The organism is uncultured Arthrobacter sp., from assembly GCF_964021775.1.
Classification (GTDB): domain Bacteria; phylum Actinomycetota; class Actinomycetes; order Actinomycetales; family Micrococcaceae; genus Arthrobacter.
Map to the genome: position 1 here is coordinate 238,364 of NZ_CAXHZI010000003.1, position 21,331 is coordinate 259,694.

The following is a 21,331-nucleotide window of genomic DNA, read 5'->3' on the forward strand; positions in this document are numbered from 1 at the left end:
GTCAAGGATTCATCAAGATCCGCGCCCGGGTGGCTGCCGGGGCCACGGCCGCTGCTAGCTTCGCAACTGGAGGGCAAAACGCAGCGCCCGCCCGTTAACCCACCCGTTAAGAGAGGCGCCGCGAAGAAAGGACGACATGACCACGCTGAGCAGGCCGCCGGCCGACCCGTCGGCGCCGAAACCGGACCGCCTCACCACGCTGCGGACCTGGCTGCTGGTGGGGCTGCAGGACAGCAAGGGCGCGCACCAGGGCCCGGGCGGCGTGCCCACCACCCACGAGAAGAAGCACACGTGGTGGCAGGTCATGTGCCTGACCGGCGTGGACTACTTCTCCACCCTGGGCTACCAGCCGGCCATCGCCGCGCTCGCCGCCGGGGTGATTTCGCCGCTCGCAACCCTCGTCCTGGTGGCAATCACCCTGCTCGGCGCGCTGCCGGTCTACCGGAGGGTCGCCGGCGAGAGCCACCGCGGCGAAGGCTCCATCGCCATGCTGGAACGGCTGATGCCGCGCTGGGGCGGGAAGCTCTTCGTGCTGGTGCTGTTGGGCTTCGCCGCTACGGACTTCATGATCACCATGACGCTCTCCGCAGCTGACGCGACAGCCCACCTGGTCGAGAACCCGATCAGCCCGGACTGGCTTCACGGCCAAAACGTGGCCATCACGCTGATCCTGCTGGCCCTGCTCGCCGCGGTGTTCCTCCGCGGCTTCAAGGAGGCAATCGGCGTCGCGGTCGTGATTGTGGGCGTTTACCTGGGTCTGAACGTCGTGGTGGTTGCGGTGTCGCTGGGGGAGGTACTGACCCATCCGCTGGCGGTCGGCAACTGGTGGCAGGCGATCTCCACCTCCCACGGGAATCCGTTGCTGGCAGTTGGGTTCGCGCTGCTGGTCTTCCCCAAACTGGCCCTGGGCCTGTCCGGGTTCGAGACCGGGGTCGCGGTGATGCCGCAGATCAAGGGCCACCCGGAGGACACCGAGGAGAACCCGGAGGGCCGGATCCAGGGCGCCCGCAAGCTGCTGACGACGGCGGCGCTGATCATGAGCACCTTCCTGATCATCAGCAGCTTCACCACCGTGATGCTGATCCCGGAGCAAGAATTCCAGCCAGGCGGCCAGGCCAACGGCCGCGCCCTGGCGTTCCTGGCCCACGAACAGCTCGGCGTAGGCTTCGGCACCGTCTACGACGTCTCCACCATCGCCATCCTCTGGTTCGCCGGAGCGTCCGCCATGGCCGGGCTGCTGAACCTCGTTCCGCGCTACCTGCCGCGCTACGGCATGGCCCCGGGCTGGGCCCGCGCCGTCCGCCCCCTCGTCCTGGTCTTCACCCTGATCGGCTTCCTGATCACGTGGATTTTCGACGCCGACGTCGACGCCCAGGGCGGTGCCTACGCCACCGGCGTGCTGGTGCTGATGACGTCGGCAGCCGTGGCCGTGACCCTCTCGGCCCGCCGGCAGCGGCAGCGCAAGCGGACCGCGGGCTTCGGCGTCATTGCCGTCGTGTTTATCTACACCACCGTGGCCAACATCATTGAACGCCCCGAAGGTATCCGGATCGCGTCGATCTTCATCCTTGGCATCATCGTGATTTCCCTGCTCTCGCGTGCCCGGCGCTCCTTCGAGCTGCACGCCACCCACGTCCATCTGGACCGGCAGGCGCTGGAATTCATGTCCGATGAGCTGGAGGGTCCGCTGCGGATTGTCGCGCACGAGCCGCTGCGCCTCAGCGCGGAGGCGTACCGGCAGAAGCTGGAGTCCGCCATTGAGGTCAGCCATCTGCCGCTGGACTACCGGGCCCTGTTCCTGGAAGTCGTCGTGGATGATTCCTCGGACTTCGAAACCGAACTGGAAGTCCGCGGCATCACCCGGCACGGCTACCGGATCCTCGAAGTGCACGGACCCGCCGTCGCCAACACCATCGCCTCGGTGCTGCTGCACATCCGGGACGTAACAGGGCTGATGCCGCACATCTACTTCCGCTGGACCGAGGGCAATCCGCTCACCAACCTGCTGCGCTTCCTGGCCTTCGGCGAAGGCGAAATCGCGCCGGTCACCCGCGAGGTGCTGCGCGAAGCCGAACCCGATGTCACGCGGCGGCCCTGGGTGCACGTTGGCTAGGCGGACCGGGCGGCAACCTCGGTCAAGCCCGCGAGGGCGTCGGCAGGGTGAGGATTTCGGCTCCGTCGTCGGTGATGGCGATCGTGTGCTCGCTGTGCGCTGTCCGGCAGCCTGTCGCGCTGCGGAGCGTCCACCCGTCGGCGTCCGTAACAAGGGTGGCGGTGTCCGCCATCACCCAGGGTTCCAGGGCCAGCAGCAGCCCGGGGCGCAGCTGGTACCCGCGGCCGGGCCGCCCGGTGTTGGGAACGTGCGGGTCCTGGTGCATCGTTGATCCGATGCCGTGGCCACCGAACTGGGTGTTGATCGGGTACCCCGCCGCGCTGAGGACGGAACCGATGGCATGGGAGATGTCACCGATGCGGGCCCCGGGTCCGGCAGCGGCTATCCCCGCGCTCAAGGCCCGTTGGGTGGCGCTGATCATCGCCACGCTCTCCGGGGGCTTTGACGCGCCGACGATGAAGCTGACCGCCGAATCCGCAGCGACTCCGTCCTGGGAGACGGCGAGGTCGAGGGTCAGCAGGTCGCCGTCGGCCAGTGCGTAGTCGTGCGGCAGGCCGTGCAGCACCGCGTCGTTGACGCCCGTGCAAATGTAGTGGCCGAACGGCCCGCGGCCGAAAGACGGCTCGTAGTCGACGTAGCAGGACTGCGCTCCCGCCTCGAGGATCATGGCCCTGGCCCACTGATCGATCTCCAGCAAGTTGGTGCCGACCAGGCTCCGGCTCTTCAGTGACTGCAAAATGTCAGCGACCAGGGCGCCTGCGGCCTTTGCCCGGGTCAGTTCGGCGGGATTAAGGATCTCGATCATGCGGCGCCTTTCTCACGCGCGGCTCTTTGCCGCCAGCCTGTGTTTCCCGCCGGCGCGGCCGGGAACACAGCAGCCCCACCGGATATTTCTCCGGAGGGGCTGCTGTTCTTCTAGGAGAAGTAGTCCGGCAGGCCGGGCTTTCCTGAAAGCTTAGAGCGGGCGGATGTTCTCGGCCTGCGGGCCCTTCGGACCCTGGGTGACGTCGAACTCGACCTTCTGGTTCTCGTCCAGCGAGCGGTAACCGCTGGAAGCGATTGCCGAGTAGTGGGCGAAAACGTCGGCCGACCCGTCATCCGGGGCAATGAAGCCAAAACCCTTTTCGGCGTTGAACCATTTAACTGTGCCTGTAGCCATGCCTTTATCCTTCTGAAACGCTTCTGATCTCCGGCGGCCACGAGGCCAACGGCTGCGGAGACATTCGTCCGCTGTCCCCAACGTACGGGGCGCCGGGCCGCGGTGCAAGAGTCTGAGTGCGGGAGTTAGTCCCGGGTGGAAGCTATAGTCGGCTCACCATGTCAACAATTTCGGTGGTAATTCCCACCCGGAACGATGCGCAGCCGCTGGCGGTGTGCCTTGAGGCACTCGCCCGGCAGAGCCGCCGCGCGGACGAGGTGATTGTGGTGGACAACGGCAGCACGGACAACACTGCCGAGGTCTGCGCGGCCGCGGGGGTGCGGCGGATCGCTGTTGAGCTGCCCGGGATCGCGGCCGCCACCGCCCGGGGATTTGATGAGGCGGAGTCGGAGATCATCGCGCGCCTGGATACCGACTCCGTCCCGCCTGCGGACTGGCTGGAACGCGTCGAGGCCATCCTGGACCGGGCCGGTCCGCTGACAGCGGTGAGCGGTCCGGGGGAGTTCTACGGCGGGACGCGATTCGGCCGCTGGCTGGGCGGAAACGTCTGGATTCCCGGTTACCGCTGGGCCGTCGGGCTCCTGCTGGGGCACCCGCCGCTGTTCGGCTCCAATTTCGCACTGCGGGCCGGCGCCTGGGAGAAGATCCGGGGGCGCGTCCACCGGGGCTGGCCGCCGGTCCACGACGACCTCGACATGTCCTACCAGATTCCTCCCGAGGTGTCCGTGCTCTGGGAGCCCGCGCTGCGGGTAGGCGTTTCGGCCCGGCCGTTCGACAGCTGGCACGCCGCCGGGCGCCGGCTGTCCATGGCGTGGACGACGTTCGCCGTCGAGTTCCGGTCGGAACCCCCGCTGCGGCGACGCCGCCGTCGCGGGCGCTGGAACCGTACCCACCGGCGCTAATCGCCGCGGCGGTCAGCGGTCGGCGTAGAGGGCGGTCAGGTCCCGGCTCATCTGGTGCGGGGACGTTTCACTGGGGCTGTGGCCGCCCCGGTAGACGGCGATCTTCGCGCCGATCGCCTGGGCGAAGCGGCGGTGCAGGGCGAGCGGCCACAGGTCGTGTTCGCCGACGGCAACAAACTTCGGCACCGCCGCCGCGGCCAGGACCGGCCGCAGATCCGGGGCGTGCTGCATCAGCCCGAAGATGTCCCGCACGGATGCCCGGCGGGTAAAGCGGAACCGGTACCGCACGAAACGGATCCGGTTCGGCGCCACACGGACCACGTTGCTGCGGATGCCCCACACCATCAGCGCCGCACCCACCCCGGCGCCGGCCCGGCCGCTGAACCGGCCGATCCGTTGGACGCCCCGGAAGCTGTTGCCGGGTTCGGGCGGACAGCTGAGCAGCGTCAGGCTGCGGAACAGCTCGGGCCGCTGCGCGAAGGCAAGCTGCGCGACGATCGCGGCGAAGGAGTAGCCGACGACGTGCGCGGCGCCTTCCCCGGCTTCCAGCAGGGCGATCAGGTCGTCGGTGAAGAGCCGGTAGTCGTAGTGTTCCCGGGGCGGGTCGAGCTGCTCCGGCCCGGCGGCGGCCGATTCGTACTGGCCGGCGATGTCGTAGCTGAGCACAAAATAGCCGGCCGCGGCGAGCTGGGGCAGCATCAGCGAGAAGTCTTCCTTGGAGCCGGTGACCCCGGGAACCAGCAGCACCCGCGGACGTCCCGGCTCGCCCATGGACAAGGTCGCCAGCGCACCACTGGGTGCCCGGAACTCGCCGCGGATGGAGCCCGGCGGCGGGGCGGACCAGTCGACGTCGGGCAGGGCGGCGTCCAGCCGGGCGGCCTCGTCGATGAGCCCGGAGCCGAAAACCCCGGGGTCTGGTTCCGGTACGCCCGGAAGATTGCGGCCTGTTGACGCCATGGACTAAACATAGACCCGGGGCGTGGGCCTCAGGCGCCGGCCACCCGGCGCACGAACGCGTGCAGGCGGCGGTAGACCTCTTGCGACTCCGGGTAGCGGAAGTCCTGCTGCCAGGTGTGTTCGGTGTTCGGCGCGTCCCAGCCGTAAATCAGCGTGTCCACGTGGACTTCATGTCCGCGCAGGCGCTCGATGAAGTTCAGGTTCGCGGCGTAGAAGAAATCCCGTTCCGAGGTGGTCACGAAGACCGGCGGAAACCGCGCATCGAGCCATTCGATCGGGGACAGGAAGCCGGCCGCGGCGCGCAGCCTGGCAATACGGCGGCCGGGGCCGCGCGCCGCCCGGGGCAGGAGCATCCGGACGAAGTTCAAGCTGAGCACGAAGCCCTTGTCGAAGAACACGGAGAAGTCCGTCACGCTGCAGTGCTGCACCAGGCCCCGCAGGCTCGGGGCGGGGGTTGCCGGTTCCAGGGCGTAATGGCTGGCCAGTTCCGGGCGGAAGCTGGCCGCGGCGAGGAGGGCTGCGATCTGGCCGCCGGCGGAGTCGCCGCCGAGGACAATCCGCGCAGGATCCCCGCCGTAGCCGGCGATGTTGTCGCGGACCCAGGCCAGCGCCGCATTGGCGTCCTGGAGGACGTGGCCCATGTGGAAGCGCGGCGCCCGGCGGTAGTTCACGTTGACCGCCACCATCCCGCCTTCGGCCTGGCTTGCGCAGTACTTGGTCAGCGGGGCCTTGTCGCCCGAGGTCCAGCCCCCGCCGTGGAAGTAGACGTAGACCGGGAGCGGGCCGGCGCCGTCAACAGTGCCGTCGTCGGCGGCAGTGCGGTCAGCCGCCGCTGCGCCGGCGGGGGTGATCACGTCCAGGCGGTGGGCCCTGATGCCGTCCCCGACGAAGTCAATGTCGTGGACGTAGTCGACGCCGGTGATGGGCTGGGCGTTGAAGCGGGCCTTTTCGCCAGGGCCCAACGAGTGCATCAGGGCCCGCCAGGCCCACACCGGAACCCGGCGCAGCACACCGCGGGCGCGGCGGGCCAGGCCGAAGGCCCCGCCGGCCGGCTGCGCAGGGTAACGGGCAGGGGGCATCGGCCGGGACGGAAGCGCGGGGTGCTGCTGGGGTGGGGGCTGGACCGCCGGGGTCATGCTCCCATTCTAACTGGCACGGCTGTGCTACCACGGTGAGGGCAGCCTGTCCTGGCTCCGCGGCTGCGCTCAGTCCTGCAGTTCGCGGACCGTGCCGGCGGCGCCGTCGACGGTGACGCGTTGGCCGGTGTGCAGCCGGGTGGTGGCGTCCGGCACGCCGACCACCGCGGGGATGCCGTATTCGCGGGCGACGACGGCGCCGTGCGAGATCACGCCGCCCATCTCCATCACCAGCGCGCCGGCCGTCATGAACAGCGGGGTCCAGCCGGGGTCCGTCGAAGGGGCCACCAGGATCTCGCCGGGTTCGAGGCGGGCGCCCACCGGTTCCATGACCACCCGGACCGTCCCGGTTGCGGTGCCGGCCGAGGCCGGCGTCCCGGACAAGGCGCCCGTGGCCGGCCTCTTCGCCATCACGGCGGCCTCCACGTCCGTCCCGTCGGAGAGCAGCAGCCGGGGGATGTGGCGTCGGCGCAGTTCGACGTCGTACAGGCGGCGGCGCCCGGCGACGAGATCCTGCATTCCGGCGCCCCGCAGGGCCACGCGGAGCTCGGCGAAGTCCAGGAAGAACACGTCGCCGGCCGCCGTCAGGCCCCCGGTGCGGACCAGTTCCGCGCCGACCAGCAGCAGCTGGCGGTGCATTTCGCCGAGGATCTTCACAATGTGGAACTTCGGCAGTTCGCGCAGGCCGGACAGCTCGCGGACCTGATGCAGCGACAGTTCCAGCAGCCGGGCCCGCCACTTGCCGTGCTCGGCGGCCCGGTCCACCAGGCTGCGGATCCTGTCCTCCGCATGCTCGGCGGCCCGGCGGAACTGCCGGTCCGGGGCCTGCTCGGGGTCCTCCACGCGCAGGTAGTTGGAGATCATGCCCAGGATGTGGTCCGGTTCCTCCGACCAGCGCGGCATGCCGAGGTCGATCTCGGCCACCGCTCGGTGGCCATACCGGGCCAGGAAATCCCGGACTCCGGCCTGCGCCGGTGCGGGGAGGGAGCCTGCGCGGTAGGTGTCGGCCAGCTGGGCCGGCTGCTCCGCCAGGAAAGCCTCCCGCGCGGCGGGAGCGGCGCCGATGTCCACGGCCAGCTGCCAAAGTTCAAGGTCCATCTCCGTGGTCACGTTGTGCGGCAGCCCGCGCAGCACCGCCTCCAGCTCGCGGGGCGGGGCAATGCCGCGCAGCAGCCGCCGGGCCACCGCCAGCATGATGTAGCCCACGGACGGGGCGGGCAGGGTGGCCCGGATCAGGCCGTCGATGGTGCGGTTCGTGATCTGTTCGGCGTAGTCGAGCCGCTGCAACGCGGTGGCGGGCTCAGGCAACACGAGTTCCGCTGCGAGGCGTTTTCCGTAGGCGTCCACCCGGCGGAGTTCCGCCGCGGGCCGGAGCGTGGCGCCGATGAGCGCTGGGACCAGGCCCAGGACCATGCCGAGGCTGGCGCCGGTTTCGGTGCCGCGGGTCCCCGCCCTGCGGCCGGGCCGGGGCGTCCGGGGCCGGGACTTCCGCGGCTGCTCGGCGGCCGCGAACCGCGGGTCGGCCAGCAGTTCGGGGAAGATGGCGGCGGACCTGCCGTCCGCCAGCGGGAGGATCCGGGTCAGGTAGCGGCGGCCCCACTTGTTGTGCACCACCGCCGTCAGGTCCACGTACATCCTCAGCCCGGGGTTGATGTAGCGCCAGGGCCCCTTGCGGTTCCGCATCAGGCCGAGGGCGGCCAGCCCGATCGGTGTGATCGGACGGGTGAGCCCCTGCAGGAGTGTCCCGCACAGGTAGACCCGGGTTCCGCCGTCGGGATCCGGGTTCAGGGCGGACGGGTCGCCGGAGAGCGGATCCTCCAGCGGATACAGCGTGGTGATCGGCCGGGACTGGGTCAGCCACAGGGTGCCCGCCGTGTCGATGACCCACTCCACATCCTGCGGTGCGCCAAAGAGACGCTGGACGGCATCCCCCAGCCTGGTCAGTTCGCCGAGTTCCTTCTCAGCCAGGCTGAACCCACGCGCCGGATCGCCATGTCCGCGCACGCGGCGCAGGACCGCCGCCGTCGCCGTGTCCAGGGTGAACTGGTCCGGGTTCACCGCGCCGGACACCACTGCCTGTCCGGCCCCGGGACTGGCGTTGATCACCGTTTCGGTCCGGGTTCCGGTCACCGGGTTGGCGGTGAACATCACGCCGGCAGTGGCGGCGTCGGCCATGATCTGGACGACGACGGCGAGCCCCACCTCGCGGTGGCTGATCCCGTTGGCGGACCGGTACGCGACCGCCCGGTCGGTCCACAGCGAAGCCCAGCAGCGCCGGACGGCGTCGACGACGGCGTCGGCGCCGGTGATGTCGGTGAAGGAATCCTGCTGGCCGGCAAAGCTGGCGAACGGAAGGTCCTCGGCGGTGGCGGAGGAGCGCACCGCGACGGCCGGCTGGGCGCCCAGCGCCGCGTAGGCCGTCCGGACTGCCGCATCGACGTCGGCGGGAACAGCCGCTGAAACGATCAGCTCACGGGCGCTGGCCGCGAGCCTGTCCAGCTCCGCAGGGTCCGGCCCGGCCGTGGAACCGGCTGCTGTGTCGGTGCCGGGGCCGCCGCCGTCGCCCTCGTCGAGCCGGGCGGCCAGGGCATCCAGCGCAGGTGGAACCGTCAGGCGGTAGGAACCGGTGGTCAGGCAGAAACCCTGCGGCACCGGAAAACCCGCGGAAATGAGTTTCCCAAGGTTCAGGGCCTTGCCGCCGACCAGCCGCAGGGGCGCGGAGCCCGCCCGGCCAAGGGTCAGCACATAGTTGTTGAGTTCATCGTCGTCCGGTTCGGTGCGCATGGGCCGGCCGCCTAAGCGGTCGCCGCGTCGCCGGCGTCCTCCCACTGGACGTCCAGGTTGCGGAACACCGGCGGGGAGTCGCACAGGGCGGCCATGCGCGCCGCGAACTCGGAGGTCTCCGGCCGCCCGGAATTCTCCATCGCCGACTCGTAGGAATCGAATTCGACGATGGTGAGGTACGTGCCGGGCCGATCGCGGTCCGCCGTGTTCAGGATCCGGCGGAAGGTCGGGGCGGTGTCCCCCTCGGTCCGGGAAGGCCTGCCGAGGGCTTCGATCTCCTCGATGCGGGACGACTGGAATTCAATGATCTGCACAAACCTGGCCATGACGGCTCCTTGACGGCTGCGGGTGCTGATGCGCATCACGCTAGACCCGCCGCCCCGGCAGTGCAAGGGCCCCGGGACCCCGCCGACGCACCCGGCTGACGGACGGCCGGCGCGCCGCCGGCCGTCCCGCGGCTACGGCGTGAGCAGGACCTTGATGGCCCGCCGTTCGTCCATCGCGCGGTAGGCCTCCGGCGCCTCCTCCAGCGGCATGACGACGTCAAACACCCGGCCCGGGTTGATGCTGCCGTCGAGCACATCGGCGAGCAGTTCCGGGATGTAGGTCCGGGCCGGGGCCATTCCGCCGCCGATCGAGATGTTGGTGTCGAAGAGGTAGCGCAGCGGGATCTCGGCGCCGCCGGTCGGCACGCCGACAAAACCGAGGGCGCCGCCCGGGCGGACGCTGTGCAGCGCCTGGTCCATGGATTCTTTGGTGCCGACGCATTCCAGGACGGAATCGGCCAGCACCCCGCCAAGAAGTTCGCGGACTTTTGCGACGCCGTCGTCTCCGCGCTCCGCCACGATGTCGGTGGCGCCGAACTCGCGGGCGATGGCCTGCCGGTCCGCGTGCCGGGACATGGCGATGATCCGTTCCGCGCCCAGCCGCTTGGCGGCCAGCACGCCGCACAGGCCGACGGCGCCGTCGCCCACCACGACGACGGTCCGGCCGGGGCCGGCCTTCGCCGCGAGGGCAGCATGGTGGCCGGTGGCCATGACGTCGGAGAGGGTCAGCAGGCTGGCGCGCAGCGCGTCGTCGGGCTCGGTGACGCCCGGCACCTTGACCAGGGTGGCGTCGGCCAGCGGAACCCGGACCGCCTGGCCCTGGCCGCCGTCGATCGCGTGCCCTGTGTCGTCCTTGCCGCCCCAGCCGGCCAGGTGGTCGCAGGCGACCGTGACGCCGTTGAGGCACTGCGGGCACTTGCCGCAGCTGACCACGAACGGCGCGATCACCAGGTCGCCCACGGCCAGTTCGGTCACCGCGTCGCCGATGCTTTCGACCAGGCCGATGAACTCATGGCCGATCGCACGCGGCTCGTGCGTGGGCCGGACGCCCCGGTACGGCCACAGATCGGAGCCGCAGACGCAGGAGGCGGTGACGTTCACGACGGCGTCGGTGGGCTGCTGGACGGTGGGGTACTCGCGGTCTTCGACCCGGATGTCGCCCGGGCCGTGGATGATGGTGGCGCGCATGAGGGCTCCTCGCCTGAATAACGGATGGGGGTGAAACCGAGTCTAGTCCCGGACGTCGGAAGCGGTCCCGAGGCGGAGCAACCGGCTGATCCGGTCCTGGACCCTCAATTCCGGGGCAGACTCATGGTTGAACAGGATGCGGTAAATGACCGGCGCCACCACGGTGTCGACGATGTCCCGGGCCGCTGGCGCGGTCTCGCCGCGCGCTTGGGCCAGCCTCCGGATCTCCTCGACATGCCCCTGCATGAGTGCGAAATAGTCCCGGGTCACGGCGCCGTCCGCGAGCATGTCGCGCAGCACCTGCCGCCCCAACGGGGACGAAAATTCCTCGACGTACGGGACAAACCAGGCCTCCATGTCCCCTTTGAGCGACCCGGTGTCCTCCACCTGCTCGGGCAGCATCCGGTTGGAGGCGACGGCGGCGAGCAGCCGCGGCAGGTCCCCCCACCGCCGGTAGATGGTCGAGGAGTTCACTCCGGCGCGTTCGGCCACCAGCGGCACCGACAGGACCGAGCGGTCGCCGCCGTTCTCCTCCAGTAGCGCGCGGACCGCCTGGTGCACTGCCTGCTGGACCCGTGCGCTACGGCCGCCCGGGCGCGGAGTCGCTGTAGCCATCATCACACCATGCTAAAGCAAAACCTCTGCTTTAGCAGCGGTTTCCGGTGCTAATCTCTTAATGCATAGATTGTGCATTAGTCCTTCTTGATAGTAGGCAGGGAAAGCATTGAAGAACACCGGTACCGCCTTCTGGCTTCACGCGGCGCTCCTGACGGTCTTCATCGGGGCCTCGTCGGCGCCGTCGCCGTTGTACGAGTTTTACGCGCGGGAATGGGGGCTCGGCTCCGCCGCCGTGACGGTCGTCTTCGCCGTATACGCGGTGGCCGTGCTGCTGACGCTGCTGGTGGTCGGGTCGCTGGCGGACCATCTCGGCACGCGGCCCGTGCTGCTGGGGGCCGTGGCGCTGCAGATCGGGGCCATGATGACCTTCGCGTTCGCACCCGGTCCGGAAATGCTCCTCGCGGCGAGGGCCCTGCAGGGCGTCGCTACCGGCGCGGCCATGGGCGCGGCCGGGGCCGCGCTGCTGGCCTTCGAAGGCGCCGGCCGCCGGGGCCGCGGCTCCCTCGTGAACAGTGCCGCCTCGCCGGTCGGGCTCTCCATCGGCGCGCTCGGCTCGGCGTGCCTTGTCCGGTTCCTGCCGGAACCAACCAAGACCGTGTACTTTTTCCTCGCTGCCCTGCTGCTGGTCCTCGGGACCGCCCTGCTGTGGCTGCCGAGCGCGGGGCGGAAAGCCCCCGGCTGGCTCCGTTCCCTGGTTCCCGAAGCGAAGGTCCCCAGTTCCGCGCGCAAGACGATGGCTGCGACCATGCCGGTGGCGGCCGCGACCTGGGCGCTCGCAGGGTTCTATCTTTCCCTCGGGCCGGCCCTTGCGCATTCGATCACGAAGGACAGCTCCGTGCTGGTGGGCGGGCTGGCCCTGTTCGCTCTCTTCGTCCCGGGGGCCCTGGCGATCCTCGTCGTCCGCCCCTGGTCCGACCGGAACACGCTCCTGACCGGCGTCGTCTCCCTGATCGCCGGGATATCCCTGACCGTCCTCGCCGTCCAGTTGGGGTCCGCGCCGCTCTACTTCACCGGCACCATGGTGGCCGGCGTCGGCTTCGGCAGCGGCTACTTCGGCGCGATGCGGATGACGCTGCCGCTGTGCGGGCCGCACGAGCGCATCGGGATGCTCTCCAGCATCTACCTGATCTGTTACCTCGGCTTCAGCGTCCCCGCAGTGGCCGCCGGACTGCTGGTCGCCGTGGCCGGCATGAAGGGCACGACGCTGATCTATGGTGCCGCCCTGGTGCTGGCCGCCGTCCCAGCCTTGGTGCTGACCGCCAAGGCGACGACCGGCAACAACCCCATCGACCTGGTTGCTGGAACGTCAGCAGCCTCCTGAAAGGAACCGACATGAGCTTCACCCTTCCGGCCGACATGGCAGGCCGCCCCATCACCGTGATCGGCGGCGGCACGCTGGGCCGCCGCATCGCGCTGATGCTCTCGCTCCGGGGTGCCGAGGTGCGCGTCTTCGACACCAACCTTGCCGTGGCACAGGCCGCCGTCGATTACATCGGAACCGAGCGGCCCGGCGTCGCGAAGGAGTTCGGCGGCACACCTGAGGGCCGGTTCACGGCCAGCGACGATCTCGCCGCCGCCCTCCGGGACGCCTGGCTCGTCGTCGAGGCGGTGCCGGAAAAGCTCGAACTCAAGAAGAAAATCTTCGCGGACCTTGACCGTCTGGCCGCGCCCGACGCCGTGCTGGCGAGCAATTCCTCCTCGTTCGCGTCGTCGGAGTTCATCGACGGGGTGGACGCGCCGGAACGCGTCCTGAACCTGCACTTCTACATGCCCCCGGCGGTGCGCTCGGTGGAGCTGATGTCCAGCGGCCTCACCGATCCGTCGATCATGGAGCTACTGATGGCCGAGCTGCCGAAGTACGCCCTGGCCCCGCACCTGGTCCGCAAGCAGAGCACCGGCTTCATCTTCAACCGTGTCTGGGCCGCGATCAAGCGCGAATCCCTGCTGGTCGTGGCGGAGGGGGTCGCCGAACCCGAAGACGTCGACGCCCTGTTCCTCGACGTGTTCAAAGCCGACACCGCACCGTTCCGCTTCATGGACCAGGTGGGCCTGGACGTGGTCCTCGACATCGAAAACCACTACTGCGAGCTGGCCGGCATGGAGAACAAGTCGGCGCCGCTGCTGCAGGACTACATCGGGAAGGGCTGGCTGGGGGTCAAGAGCGGCCGCGGTTTCTACAACGACTACTCCTGACCCCAACGCGGGCTCCTAAGAGTTGCCCTAGAAGCCCAGCGAAATGCCGCCGTCGACCCGCAGTTCGATGCCGGTGATGTAGGCGGATTCGTCGCTGGCCAGGAACACCGCGGCGTTCGCGACGTCCCAGGCCGTGCCCATGTGACCCATCGGCACCTGGGCATGCCGCTTCTTGAGCATTTCCTCGCGCTTCCCCTCCGCGTAGGCGCCGGCCAGTTCGGCGGACTCCGTGACAAACGGGGTTTCCATCAGGCCCGGCAGGATGGCGTTGATCCGGACGTGCTTTGCAGCGTACTCCGCCGCCGTCGTGCGGGTCAGGTGGTTCAGCGCCGCCTTGGAGGAGTAATAGGTGGAATAGGGCACCCCGGTCCAGCGGATACTCGCCAGCGACGAAATATTGATGATGGAGCCGCCGCCCTGGGCAACCATGTGCGGAATAACATGCTTCATGGTCAGGAACGGGCCCTTTAAGTTGATGGCATGGACCCGGTCCCACTCGGCCTCGTCCAGCTCCACCACGCCGCCCACCTTGGCGATGCCCACGTTGTTGTCGAGGACGTCGATCCGGCCGAACTCGTCGATGACGGACGCGACGGCGTGGCCCACCGCACCGGAGTCCGTCACATCGAAGGCGAGATGCCGCGCCTGGCCGCCCTCGGCCAGGATCAGTCGCTCCGTCTCCTTGGCTGCCGCCTCGTTGACGTCGGCGCACACTACCGTGGCGCCCTCGCGGGCAAATGCGATGGCCGTGGCCTTGCCGTTGCCCATTCCCGGGGCACTGGAACCGGCCCCCACCACCAAAGCGATCTTTCCCTGCAGTCTCTTCGTCATCAGTGTTCTCCTAGATCTTGGATTTCTCGTTGCGCCAAAAGGTTTCGCGGATGGTCTTCTTCAGGACTTTGCCGTTGACGCTGCGCGGCAGCGCGGGGACCAGGTGCACGGCTTTCGGCGCCCGGATGCTCCCCAGCTCCTGCTTGCACAGGGCGATGACTTCCGCTTCCGTGACGGTGCAGCCCTCGTTCAGTTCGACGACGGCGGTCACTGCCTCGCCCCAGTCCGGGTGCGGGGAGCCGACCACCGCGCAGTCGCGCACGGCCGGGTGGCTCCAGATCACCTGCTCCACTTCGCTCGGGTAGACGTTGAAACCGCCGGAGATGATCAGGTCCCGCCGCCGGTCGGTCAGGTGCAGGTAGCCTTCGTCGTCGAAGACTCCGATGTCGCCGGTGTGCAGCCAGCCGTCCCGCAGCGCCTGCGCCGTCTGTTCCGGGTTCTTGTAGTAGCCCTTCATGACCAGGTCGCCGCGGACACAGATCTCGCCGGGCGTCCCGGCCGGAACGGCCCGGCCGTCGTCGTCGCGGATTTCGACCTGGACCAGCGGATACGGCCGTCCGCAGGAGGAGAGCCGGGAGTCCGGGGCGATCGCGCCGGCCACGAAGTGCTCGTCCGGGCGCAGGAAGGTCACCGACGCCGGGGCTTCCATCTGTCCGTAAAGTTCCATCATCACCGGGCCGATCGAGGTCAGCGCCTGGCGCAGCTTCTCCACCGACATCGGGGCCGCGCCGTAGATCAGGTAGTGCAGCGAGGACAGGTCCCGTGGTTGCTCCTTGAGCACCTCCAGGAGCCGGTAGATCACGGTGGGAGGCAGGAACAGGTCCGTCACCGCGTACGTCTCGATCGCGTCGAGGACCGCGTGCGGGCTCGCTTTGGGCAGGACGACGACGGTCCCGCCGCGAGCTGTGGCAGCCAGGCTCAGCAGGCCCGCGGTGTGGGTCATGGGCGCGGCGGCGAGGTTCACCACGGCGTCCTCGGAACCGTAGTGGGCCGCCATCATCAGGAGCGCCACGAAGGCGGACAGGCTCCGGTTGGTGTTCATCACGCCTTTCGGCAAGCCCGTGGTGCCGCCGGTGGGGGCCAGTGAGACGACGTCGTCGGGCGAGGCGTTGACGGCGGGTTTGGTCGCCGGCTGGGCTGCGATCCATTGGGTAAAGGCGGTTGTCCCTGGCGCCGGTCCGGCCGGCTGGGCGGCGTCTTCGGCGGCCTCCGCACCGGCGTCGGGCCCGAAGCGGATCCACTGACGGACGCCGGGCAGTCGGTTCTGGAGCTGCCGGGCCGCCTCATCGAGGTCGGCGTGGAAGATCACCAGTTCGGCGTCGAAGCCGGCTAGCAGGTGCGCCGTTTCAACTGTCGGGCTTGCCGGGTTGGCTGGGATCCAGGTCAGTCCGGCCCGCCAGATACCGAGCACGCAGATCCAGGCGAGCGGGTCGTTTGGAGAGAGCACCGCGACCTTGGCGTCGGGGGAGAGGCCGGAGTCCAGCAAGGCGTTGGCGATCCGGCAGGACAGTTCGCCGGCCTCGGTGAACGTGAAGGCGTTGTGTTCCTGCACGTAGGCCACGCCGTTCGGGTTGCAGCTCCAGCCGCGGTCAAAAAATCCGATCACGCTCACTGGGGCAGCCCCGTCCGGTAGCTCTCCTTGAGGCGCAGGAAGACGGCCGTGGTGATCGCCGCGAGGATGGTCAGGTACCAGCCGAAGGCGTCGATCATCTTGGCGTCGGCCAGCCAGGTGGCCACGTACGGCCCGGTGCCACCGACCAGCGCCACGCCCAGGGCGTAGGGAAGGCCGATGCCGGCGGCCCGGATGCGGGCCGGGAAGAGCTCGCACATCACGGCGGAGGTGATGGAGGTATAGCAGGCGAGCAGCGTCAGGGCTGCCATCTGCACCAGCAGCAGGGACAGGAAGCTGTTCTGCAGCATGTTGAGAAGCGGGATGGTCAGCACCGTGAACCCGCCACCGAACGCCAGCAGCAGCGGCTTGCGGCCGATCCGGTCCGAGAGGATGCCCATCAGCGGCTGCAGGATCGCGAAGTAGCTCAGCGAGATCAGGCCGACGAACAGCGCATTCTTCATGTCGAAGCCCACGGTGATGTGCGCGTAGGTGGGCAGGTAGGAGGAGAAGACGTAGAAGAACAGGGTGGGTGCGGCGTTGATGCCGAACACCAGCAGGCATTCCCTGGGGTGGGTGCGCATGAATTCGAAGGCCGAGGGCCGGGCGGCCTTGGTCCCGGCCGGGAGTGACGGGTCGGCGTCGTCGTTGACCGACAGCGTTTCTTCCGCGAAGCGGCGGATGAACAGGCCGGCGACGGCGCCGAGGGTGCCGATGGCGAACGGCACGCGCCACCCCCACTCGTGCATGGCATCGTCCGGCAGCACGGCCACGAGCGTCGCCACCGACGCGATCGCCACCACGTTGCCGAGCGTCGCGCCGATGTAGAGGAAGCTGGAGAAGAAGCCGCGGCGGCCCTCCGGAGCCGATTCGACCAGGAAGGTCGAGGAGGCCGCGAATTCGCCGCCGGTGGACAGGCCCTGCAGAAGCCGGGCCAAGACCAGCAGGATCGGGGAGAGCACGCCGACCTGGTCGTAGGTGGGCGCCACGGCCACCAACAGGCTGCCGACGCCCATCAGCATGACGGTCGCGGTGAGCGCCTTCTTCCGTCCCATACGGTCCGCCACCATGCCGCCCAGCAGGCCGCCGAGCGGCCGCATGAAGAAGCCGACGGCGAAGATCGCCATGGCGCTGAGCAGCGGGACCACGGGGTCGCCGGTCTTGGGGAAGAACTGGCTGGAGAAGTACAGCGCCAGCATGGAATAGACGTACCAGTCGAACCACTCGACGATGTTGCCGACGGTGGCCGCCGCGAGTTGGCGGCTCCTGCTGACAGGTGGTGCTGCGGTGATGACGCTCATCCGGTGACTCCCAGATCCGATGGGTCCGGACGAGGGTGCCGCACCGTCCGGGCCCGGCAGGGCACAGGGTCAGCAGTTCGTCCGGCTGTGATGCAGACCACGTTACGGAGGCGCTGCAGCCCCGGACATGGAGCCACCTCAAAGGGATTCGGGGGGCGGTTGTGGATTCCTACAACGGCCTGTCGCCGGGGGCGGCGGTCCCGTCCCGGCAGCCCTCGAACGCCCAGCAGAGTTCCACAAGCGTCCCGGTCGCGTCGAGCCGGGAGCCGGTGAGCTGCTCGAACTTCTGCAGCCGGTAGCGCAGCGTGTTCTCGTGCACGGACAAGGCCCTCGCGGCGGCGGAAATCCGACGGTCGTGGGCCAGGTAGGACTGCACCGAGTCCAGCACGATCCGGCCGAATTCGGCGTCGTCGGCGAACGGCGCCAGGTAACGCCGGCGCAGCACCGCGGTGACGTCCGGATCGCTGGCCGCGGTGCGCCAGGTCAGGTCCTCCAGGCAAAACGACCCGCCGTCCAGCCGCCGCCAGGCGGCAGCGAAGACACGGTCTGCGACGGCGTCGGACTGGGCCAGGGCGGTGAGCGGGCGCGGGGGACCGACGGCAATGGTCGCCGAGGCGCGGCCGGCCGGGGGCTTGGCGGCGAGGAAACCGACGACGTCGCCGGATTGGACCGTCAGGACCCCGTCGCCGCTGCGCAGCGGCGCCACCAGCTCGCCGAGCAGCTCGTCCGGAGACGTTCCAGCCCGGGGGCGTGCGCGCAGGGCGCGGAATTCGCGCCGCGGATCGATGCCGAAGTCGGCGGAGCGGGACACCAGTTCCGCGCCGGCGAGGGCCCCGGCCAGCACCGCGCGCAGGTAGGCCTGGCGCCGTTCGTGGTCGCGCACGGCCTGCTGCACGCTGCTCTCGCGGTAGGAGTGCACCAGCGCGGCGGTGTAGGAATCGCTGACGCCCCAGAGCACCCGGTGCGCGGCGAGGACCTCCCGGTCGCCGAGCCGGAGCTCCTGGGCGATGTCGAGGAACCGGTCCTGGATCACGGCCATGGACAGGCGGTAGCCGCGCAGCACGTCATCGATCCGCAGGCCCTGGTGGAACCGCACCTGCGCCACCCTGGCTTCGAGGGCGAGCTGCGACGACTCCGGCACGGTCCCGGATTTCACGGCCTGGATGGCCATCCGCAGATTCTGTTCCACGGAGGAGCTGATGTCCGCCTCGGCCACGCCCCGGTAGCCGGCCACCTCGGTGACGCAGCGCTCCACGCTGCCAGCCTTCAGGAACTGCAGGTCGCGGAAGAGCAGGTCAGCAACGTCTTCAATGCTGGTCTCAGCCAAGATTCGCCCCACACCACACTTGGGTGCCGTCGGCCTTGTGAAGCATGGCGCGCTCGGCCGAGGTCCAGTACCTGACCCAGAGGATCTTTCCGTCCGGGGTCGCGAGTTCCACCGTCGCGGGGGCGGGGACGCGGCCGGGCCGGCGCACCAGTACGGGCGCGCCGGCCGCCAGGCCAAGCCAGTTGGTGGCCTGCACCATGTCCGCGGGCGGCGCGTCAGACGGCTTCAAGCACGCTGACGTAGTTCGCAATGCCCACGCCGCCCATGTTCTGCACCGCGGCGCGGCGCGGGGCGGCCAGCTGCATGTCCCCGGCGGTGCCGGTGAGCTGCATCGCCGCGATGACGTGCTGCGAGACGCCGGTGGCCCCGACCGGGTGGCCCTTGGCCTTGAGTCCGCCGGAGACGTTGACCGGCAGCTTGCCGTCCTTGAAGACCCAGCCTTCCTTGACCGCGCGGGCGCCCTGGCCCGGCTCGGTCAGGCCCATGACCTCGTACATCAGCAGTTCGGCGATCGTGAAGCAGTCGTGCACTTCGGCGAAGTCCAGGTCCTCCAGCCCGACGCCAGCCATGGCCAGGGCCCGCTGCCAGGACGCGCGGGTCGCGGCGAAGGCGGTGGGGTCGCGGCGGTCGGTCGGGAAGAAGTCGTTGGCCTGGCCGAAGCCGGCGAGCCGCACCGGCGCGGTGGCACCGCCGGTGGGGGCAACGCTCAGCACGACGGCGGCGGCGCCGTCGGAGACGGGCGAACAGTCGGTGCGGCGCAGCGGGTCGGCGACCATCGGGTTCTTATCCGAGACCGTCTGGCAGAACGCCTCGCCGAGGTCCTTGCGGAGCTGCGCGTAGGGGTTGTCCACGCCGTTGCGGTGGTTCTTCGCCGCGATCGTGCCCAGGACGTCCGACACCGGCCCATAGCGCTTCTCGTAGTGCTTGGCCACTTCGGCGAAGAGGCCGGTGAAGCCGGTGCTGGAGGGCTTGCCGGCCATGTCGTAGTCCGCGCCGAGCAGGGCCGCGCCCACGACGTCGGCCCCGGCCTGCGTCATTTTCTCGGCGCCGATCACCAGGACCGTCTTGGCGGTGCCGGCCAGCAGCGACTTGGTGCCCTGCTGGAACGCGGCCGAGCCGGACGCGCACGCGTTCTCGACGCGCGTGGACGGCACATTGGCCAGCTGCTCGGAAACCTGCAGCGCCAGGGAGGACGGGAAGGCCAGCGGCATCATCCCGGAGTTGAACTGGCCCAGGTAGATCTCGTCGATCTGGCCGGGTTCGATCCCCGCGTTGCCGATCGCCTCGCTGGCCACCTGGACGATCAGGGACTCGAGGGTCTCCTCCGTGAGCTTGCCGAAGCGGCTGTGGCCCCAGCCGGTGAGCAGGACATCCTTGCCGAACTGGTCCTTGAGGCTCATGCCGTGGCTCCTTCCAGGCTGCTGGCGTCGTGGTCGGGGGTTCCGTCGAGGGAGGGGTCAACGTCGAACTCCGCCTCCGTCTTTTCGCGGATCTCCGCCACGGTGACGCCGGGGGCGAGCCTGGTGAGCGTGAGGCGGCGGCCGCCGTCGACCTTTTCAAGGTCAAACACCGCCAGGTCGCTGATGATCCGGTCCACGCAGCTCAGGCCGGTGAGCGGCAGGGTGCATTCCTTGACGATCTTGGCGGTGCCGTCCTTGGCGTTGTGTTCGGTGAGGACAACAACGCGCGGGGTGCCGGCGACGAGGTCCATGGCGCCGCCCATGCCTTTGACCATCTTGCCGGGGATGGTCCAGTTGGCCAGGTCGCCGGCGCCGGAGACCTGCATGGCGCCCAGGATGGCGACCTTGACGTGTCCGCCGCGGATCATGCCGAAGGAGGTTGCCGAGTCGAAGATGCTGCCGCCGGGCAGGACGGTGACGGTCTGCTTGCCGGCATTGATCAGGTCCGCGTCCTCCTCGCCCTCATACGGGAACGGGCCCATGCCGAGCAGGCCGTTCTCGCTCTGCAGCACCACGCGGACGCCGTCGCGCAGGTTGTTGGCGACCAGCGTGGGAATGCCGATGCCGAGGTTGACGTAGTCGCCGTCGTTGAGTTCTTCGGCCGCGATGGCAGCCATTTCATTCCGGGTCCAAGCCATGATGATTCTCCTGAAGTGTGGGTGGCGGCGTTTAGGCCTGGTTAGACGGCGACGGCGGTGGCGGCGGTGTCGGTCGCTTCGGCGGCTTCGGCGCGGGGCCGGACGGTGCGCTGTTCGATGTCCTTGACCCGGTCGCTGGCCTGCACCAGGTGCTGGACGAAGACTCCGGGGGTGACGATGTGGTTCGGGTCGAGCTCGCCGGGTTCCACGATCACCTCGGCCTCCGCGACGGTGACGGTGCCGGCGGTGGCGACCACGGGGTTGAAGTTCTGTGCGGTGTAGCGGTAGATGAGGTTGCCGTCGGTGTCGGCGGTGTGCGCGTGGACCAGGGAGACATCGGCCTTGATGGCACGTTCCTGGACGAAAGTTTCGCCGTCGAACTCCGCCAGCGGCTTGCCTTCGGCGACGAGGGTGCCGACGCCGGTCTTGGTGTAGAAGGCCGGGATGCCGGCGCCGCCGGCGCGGAGGCGCTCGGCGAGGGTGCCCTGCGGGGTGAACTCGACCTCCAGCTTGCCGGCGAGGTACTGCTCGGCGAAGAGCTTGTTTTCGCCCACGTAGGAGGCGATGACCTTGCGGACCTGGCCCGCCTCGATGAGTACGCCGAGGCCCTTGCCGTCCACGCCCATGTTGTTTGAGACCACGGTCAGGTCCTTGACGCCGGAATCGCGGACGGCCTCGATCAGGTCCGCCGGGATGCCGCTGAGGCCGAAGCCGCCGACCGCGAGCGTCATGCCGTCCCGCAGTACGTCCTGCAGCGCGGCTGCCGCGCCGGATTTCACCTTTGACATT

20 protein-coding genes are annotated in these 21,331 nt (G+C 69.3%); 4 read left to right on the plus strand and 16 right to left on the minus strand.

The window, feature by feature from the left end:
* The first annotated feature begins 136 nt into the window (after positions 1 to 136).
* Positions 137 to 2,113, plus strand: a complete 1,977-nt coding sequence (locus ABIN76_RS04730; protein WP_346958559.1) for an amino acid transporter — start codon at positions 137 to 139, stop codon at positions 2,111 to 2,113.
* A 22-nt stretch (positions 2,114 to 2,135) separates the two neighbouring features.
* Here ABIN76_RS04730 and map read toward each other — a convergent pair whose 3' ends face one another.
* Positions 2,136 to 2,918 (minus strand): type I methionyl aminopeptidase, encoded by a 783-nt coding sequence (map, locus tag ABIN76_RS04735; RefSeq protein ID WP_346958560.1) that lies wholly within the window; start codon positions 2,916 to 2,918, stop codon positions 2,136 to 2,138.
* Positions 2,919 to 3,068: 150 nt separating this feature from the next.
* Positions 3,069 to 3,272: a cold-shock protein gene (locus ABIN76_RS04740; RefSeq protein ID WP_013599688.1), complete on the minus strand. Its 204-nt coding sequence runs from the start codon at positions 3,270 to 3,272 to the stop codon at positions 3,069 to 3,071.
* A 158-nt stretch (positions 3,273 to 3,430) separates the two neighbouring features.
* On the opposite strand from ABIN76_RS04740, the gene ABIN76_RS04745 reads away from it, so the two are divergent.
* On the plus strand, positions 3,431 to 4,174 hold the full coding sequence (locus tag ABIN76_RS04745; protein ID WP_346958561.1) for a glycosyltransferase family A protein: 744 nt from the start codon (positions 3,431 to 3,433) through the stop codon (positions 4,172 to 4,174).
* A 12-nt stretch (positions 4,175 to 4,186) separates the two neighbouring features.
* Here the strand turns inward: ABIN76_RS04745 and ABIN76_RS04750 are convergent, their stop codons facing one another.
* The 6 genes from ABIN76_RS04750 to ABIN76_RS04775 form a co-directional block, all read right to left on the minus strand.
* On the minus strand, positions 4,187 to 5,131 hold the full coding sequence (locus tag ABIN76_RS04750; protein ID WP_346958562.1) for an alpha/beta hydrolase: 945 nt from the start codon (positions 5,129 to 5,131) through the stop codon (positions 4,187 to 4,189).
* A 29-nt stretch (positions 5,132 to 5,160) separates the two neighbouring features.
* Positions 5,161 to 6,267 (minus strand): alpha/beta hydrolase, encoded by a 1,107-nt coding sequence (locus ABIN76_RS04755; RefSeq protein WP_346958563.1) that lies wholly within the window; start codon positions 6,265 to 6,267, stop codon positions 5,161 to 5,163.
* A 69-nt stretch (positions 6,268 to 6,336) separates the two neighbouring features.
* The gene (locus ABIN76_RS04760; RefSeq protein WP_346958564.1) at positions 6,337 to 9,051 is read right to left on the minus strand and encodes a PEP/pyruvate-binding domain-containing protein; all 2,715 of its coding nucleotides are present in this window, start codon (positions 9,049 to 9,051) and stop codon (positions 6,337 to 6,339) included.
* 11 nt (positions 9,052 to 9,062) lie between these two features.
* Complete coding sequence (locus ABIN76_RS04765) at positions 9,063 to 9,377, minus strand: hypothetical protein (RefSeq protein ID WP_346958565.1); 315 nt, start codon at positions 9,375 to 9,377, stop codon at positions 9,063 to 9,065.
* A gap of 132 nt (positions 9,378 to 9,509) precedes the next feature.
* Positions 9,510 to 10,565, minus strand: coding sequence for a zinc-dependent alcohol dehydrogenase family protein (locus tag ABIN76_RS04770; protein WP_346958566.1), 1,056 nt, complete (start codon positions 10,563 to 10,565; stop codon positions 9,510 to 9,512).
* A 42-nt stretch (positions 10,566 to 10,607) separates the two neighbouring features.
* On the minus strand, positions 10,608 to 11,183 hold the full coding sequence (locus tag ABIN76_RS04775) for a TetR/AcrR family transcriptional regulator C-terminal ligand-binding domain-containing protein (protein ID WP_346958567.1): 576 nt from the start codon (positions 11,181 to 11,183) through the stop codon (positions 10,608 to 10,610).
* 106 nt (positions 11,184 to 11,289) lie between these two features.
* Here ABIN76_RS04775 and ABIN76_RS04780 point away from each other — a divergent pair, with 106 nt between their 5' ends.
* Both ABIN76_RS04780 and ABIN76_RS04785 read left to right on the plus strand, forming a co-directional pair.
* Positions 11,290 to 12,504 carry an MFS transporter gene (locus ABIN76_RS04780; RefSeq protein WP_346958568.1) on the plus strand — a complete coding sequence of 405 codons (1,215 nt, stop codon included), beginning with the start codon at positions 11,290 to 11,292 and terminating at the stop codon, positions 12,502 to 12,504.
* Positions 12,505 to 12,515: 11 nt separating this feature from the next.
* A complete protein-coding gene (locus ABIN76_RS04785; RefSeq protein WP_346958569.1) occupies positions 12,516 to 13,376 on the plus strand; it encodes a 3-hydroxyacyl-CoA dehydrogenase family protein in 861 nt (286 codons plus the stop codon).
* Between the two features lie 27 nt (positions 13,377 to 13,403).
* Here the strand turns inward: ABIN76_RS04785 and ABIN76_RS04790 are convergent, their stop codons facing one another.
* The 8 genes from ABIN76_RS04790 to ABIN76_RS04825 all read right to left on the minus strand — a co-directional run bounded on the left by ABIN76_RS04790 (position 13,404) and on the right by ABIN76_RS04825 (position 21,330).
* Positions 13,404 to 14,207 (minus strand): SDR family oxidoreductase, encoded by an 804-nt coding sequence (locus tag ABIN76_RS04790; RefSeq protein WP_346958570.1) that lies wholly within the window; start codon positions 14,205 to 14,207, stop codon positions 13,404 to 13,406.
* Positions 14,208 to 14,217: 10 nt separating this feature from the next.
* Positions 14,218 to 15,819, minus strand: a complete 1,602-nt coding sequence (locus tag ABIN76_RS04795; protein ID WP_346958571.1) for an AMP-binding protein — start codon at positions 15,817 to 15,819, stop codon at positions 14,218 to 14,220.
* On the minus strand, positions 15,816 to 17,117 hold the full coding sequence (locus tag ABIN76_RS04800; protein ID WP_346958572.1) for an MFS transporter: 1,302 nt from the start codon (positions 17,115 to 17,117) through the stop codon (positions 15,816 to 15,818). The genes ABIN76_RS04795 and ABIN76_RS04800 overlap by 4 nt, the downstream gene beginning before the upstream one ends.
* 169 nt (positions 17,118 to 17,286) lie before the next feature.
* Positions 17,287 to 18,444 carry a helix-turn-helix domain-containing protein gene (locus ABIN76_RS04805; protein ID WP_346958573.1) on the minus strand — a complete coding sequence of 386 codons (1,158 nt, stop codon included), beginning with the start codon at positions 18,442 to 18,444 and terminating at the stop codon, positions 17,287 to 17,289.
* A complete protein-coding gene (locus ABIN76_RS04810) occupies positions 18,437 to 18,673 on the minus strand; it encodes a hypothetical protein (protein WP_346958574.1) in 237 nt (78 codons plus the stop codon). The genes ABIN76_RS04805 and ABIN76_RS04810 overlap by 8 nt, the downstream gene beginning before the upstream one ends.
* Complete coding sequence (locus ABIN76_RS04815) at positions 18,660 to 19,844, minus strand: acetyl-CoA acetyltransferase (RefSeq protein WP_346958575.1); 1,185 nt, start codon at positions 19,842 to 19,844, stop codon at positions 18,660 to 18,662. Before ABIN76_RS04815 ends, ABIN76_RS04810 begins: the two co-directional genes overlap by 14 nt.
* On the minus strand, positions 19,841 to 20,542 hold the full coding sequence (locus ABIN76_RS04820) for a CoA transferase subunit B (RefSeq protein ID WP_346958576.1): 702 nt from the start codon (positions 20,540 to 20,542) through the stop codon (positions 19,841 to 19,843). Before ABIN76_RS04820 ends, ABIN76_RS04815 begins: the two co-directional genes overlap by 4 nt.
* Before the next feature lie 41 nt (positions 20,543 to 20,583).
* A complete protein-coding gene (locus ABIN76_RS04825; protein ID WP_346958577.1) occupies positions 20,584 to 21,330 on the minus strand; it encodes a CoA transferase subunit A in 747 nt (248 codons plus the stop codon).
* Between the last annotated feature and the right edge of the window lies 1 nt (position 21,331).

What these genes read in the sequence shown, in the direction of transcription:
- ABIN76_RS04745 (WP_346958561.1), top strand. Translation starts at nt 3,431, where the DNA reads ATGTCAACAATTTCGGTGGTAATTCCCACCCGGAACGATGCGCAGCCG.
- ABIN76_RS04765 (WP_346958565.1), bottom strand. Translation starts at nt 9,377, where the DNA reads ATGGCCAGGTTTGTGCAGATCATTGAATTCCAGTCGTCCCGCATCGAG.
- map (WP_346958560.1), bottom strand. Translation starts at nt 2,918, where the DNA reads ATGATCGAGATCCTTAATCCCGCCGAACTGACCCGGGCAAAGGCCGCA.
- ABIN76_RS04815 (WP_346958575.1), bottom strand. Translation starts at nt 19,844, where the DNA reads ATGAGCCTCAAGGACCAGTTCGGCAAGGATGTCCTGCTCACCGGCTGG.
- ABIN76_RS04760 (WP_346958564.1), bottom strand. Translation starts at nt 9,051, where the DNA reads ATGCGCACCGAACCGGACGACGATGAACTCAACAACTATGTGCTGACC.
- ABIN76_RS04775 (WP_346958567.1), bottom strand. Translation starts at nt 11,183, where the DNA reads ATGATGGCTACAGCGACTCCGCGCCCGGGCGGCCGTAGCGCACGGGTC.
- ABIN76_RS04785 (WP_346958569.1), top strand. Translation starts at nt 12,516, where the DNA reads ATGAGCTTCACCCTTCCGGCCGACATGGCAGGCCGCCCCATCACCGTG.
- ABIN76_RS04755 (WP_346958563.1), bottom strand. Translation starts at nt 6,267, where the DNA reads ATGACCCCGGCGGTCCAGCCCCCACCCCAGCAGCACCCCGCGCTTCCG.
- ABIN76_RS04770 (WP_346958566.1), bottom strand. Translation starts at nt 10,565, where the DNA reads ATGCGCGCCACCATCATCCACGGCCCGGGCGACATCCGGGTCGAAGAC.
- ABIN76_RS04740 (WP_013599688.1), bottom strand. Translation starts at nt 3,272, where the DNA reads ATGGCTACAGGCACAGTTAAATGGTTCAACGCCGAAAAGGGTTTTGGC.
- ABIN76_RS04825 (WP_346958577.1), bottom strand. Translation starts at nt 21,330, where the DNA reads ATGTCAAAGGTGAAATCCGGCGCGGCAGCCGCGCTGCAGGACGTACTG.
- ABIN76_RS04750 (WP_346958562.1), bottom strand. Translation starts at nt 5,131, where the DNA reads ATGGCGTCAACAGGCCGCAATCTTCCGGGCGTACCGGAACCAGACCCC.
- ABIN76_RS04820 (WP_346958576.1), bottom strand. Translation starts at nt 20,542, where the DNA reads ATGGCTTGGACCCGGAATGAAATGGCTGCCATCGCGGCCGAAGAACTC.
- ABIN76_RS04790 (WP_346958570.1), bottom strand. Translation starts at nt 14,207, where the DNA reads ATGACGAAGAGACTGCAGGGAAAGATCGCTTTGGTGGTGGGGGCCGGT.
- ABIN76_RS04800 (WP_346958572.1), bottom strand. Translation starts at nt 17,117, where the DNA reads ATGAGCGTCATCACCGCAGCACCACCTGTCAGCAGGAGCCGCCAACTC.
- ABIN76_RS04730 (WP_346958559.1), top strand. Translation starts at nt 137, where the DNA reads ATGACCACGCTGAGCAGGCCGCCGGCCGACCCGTCGGCGCCGAAACCG.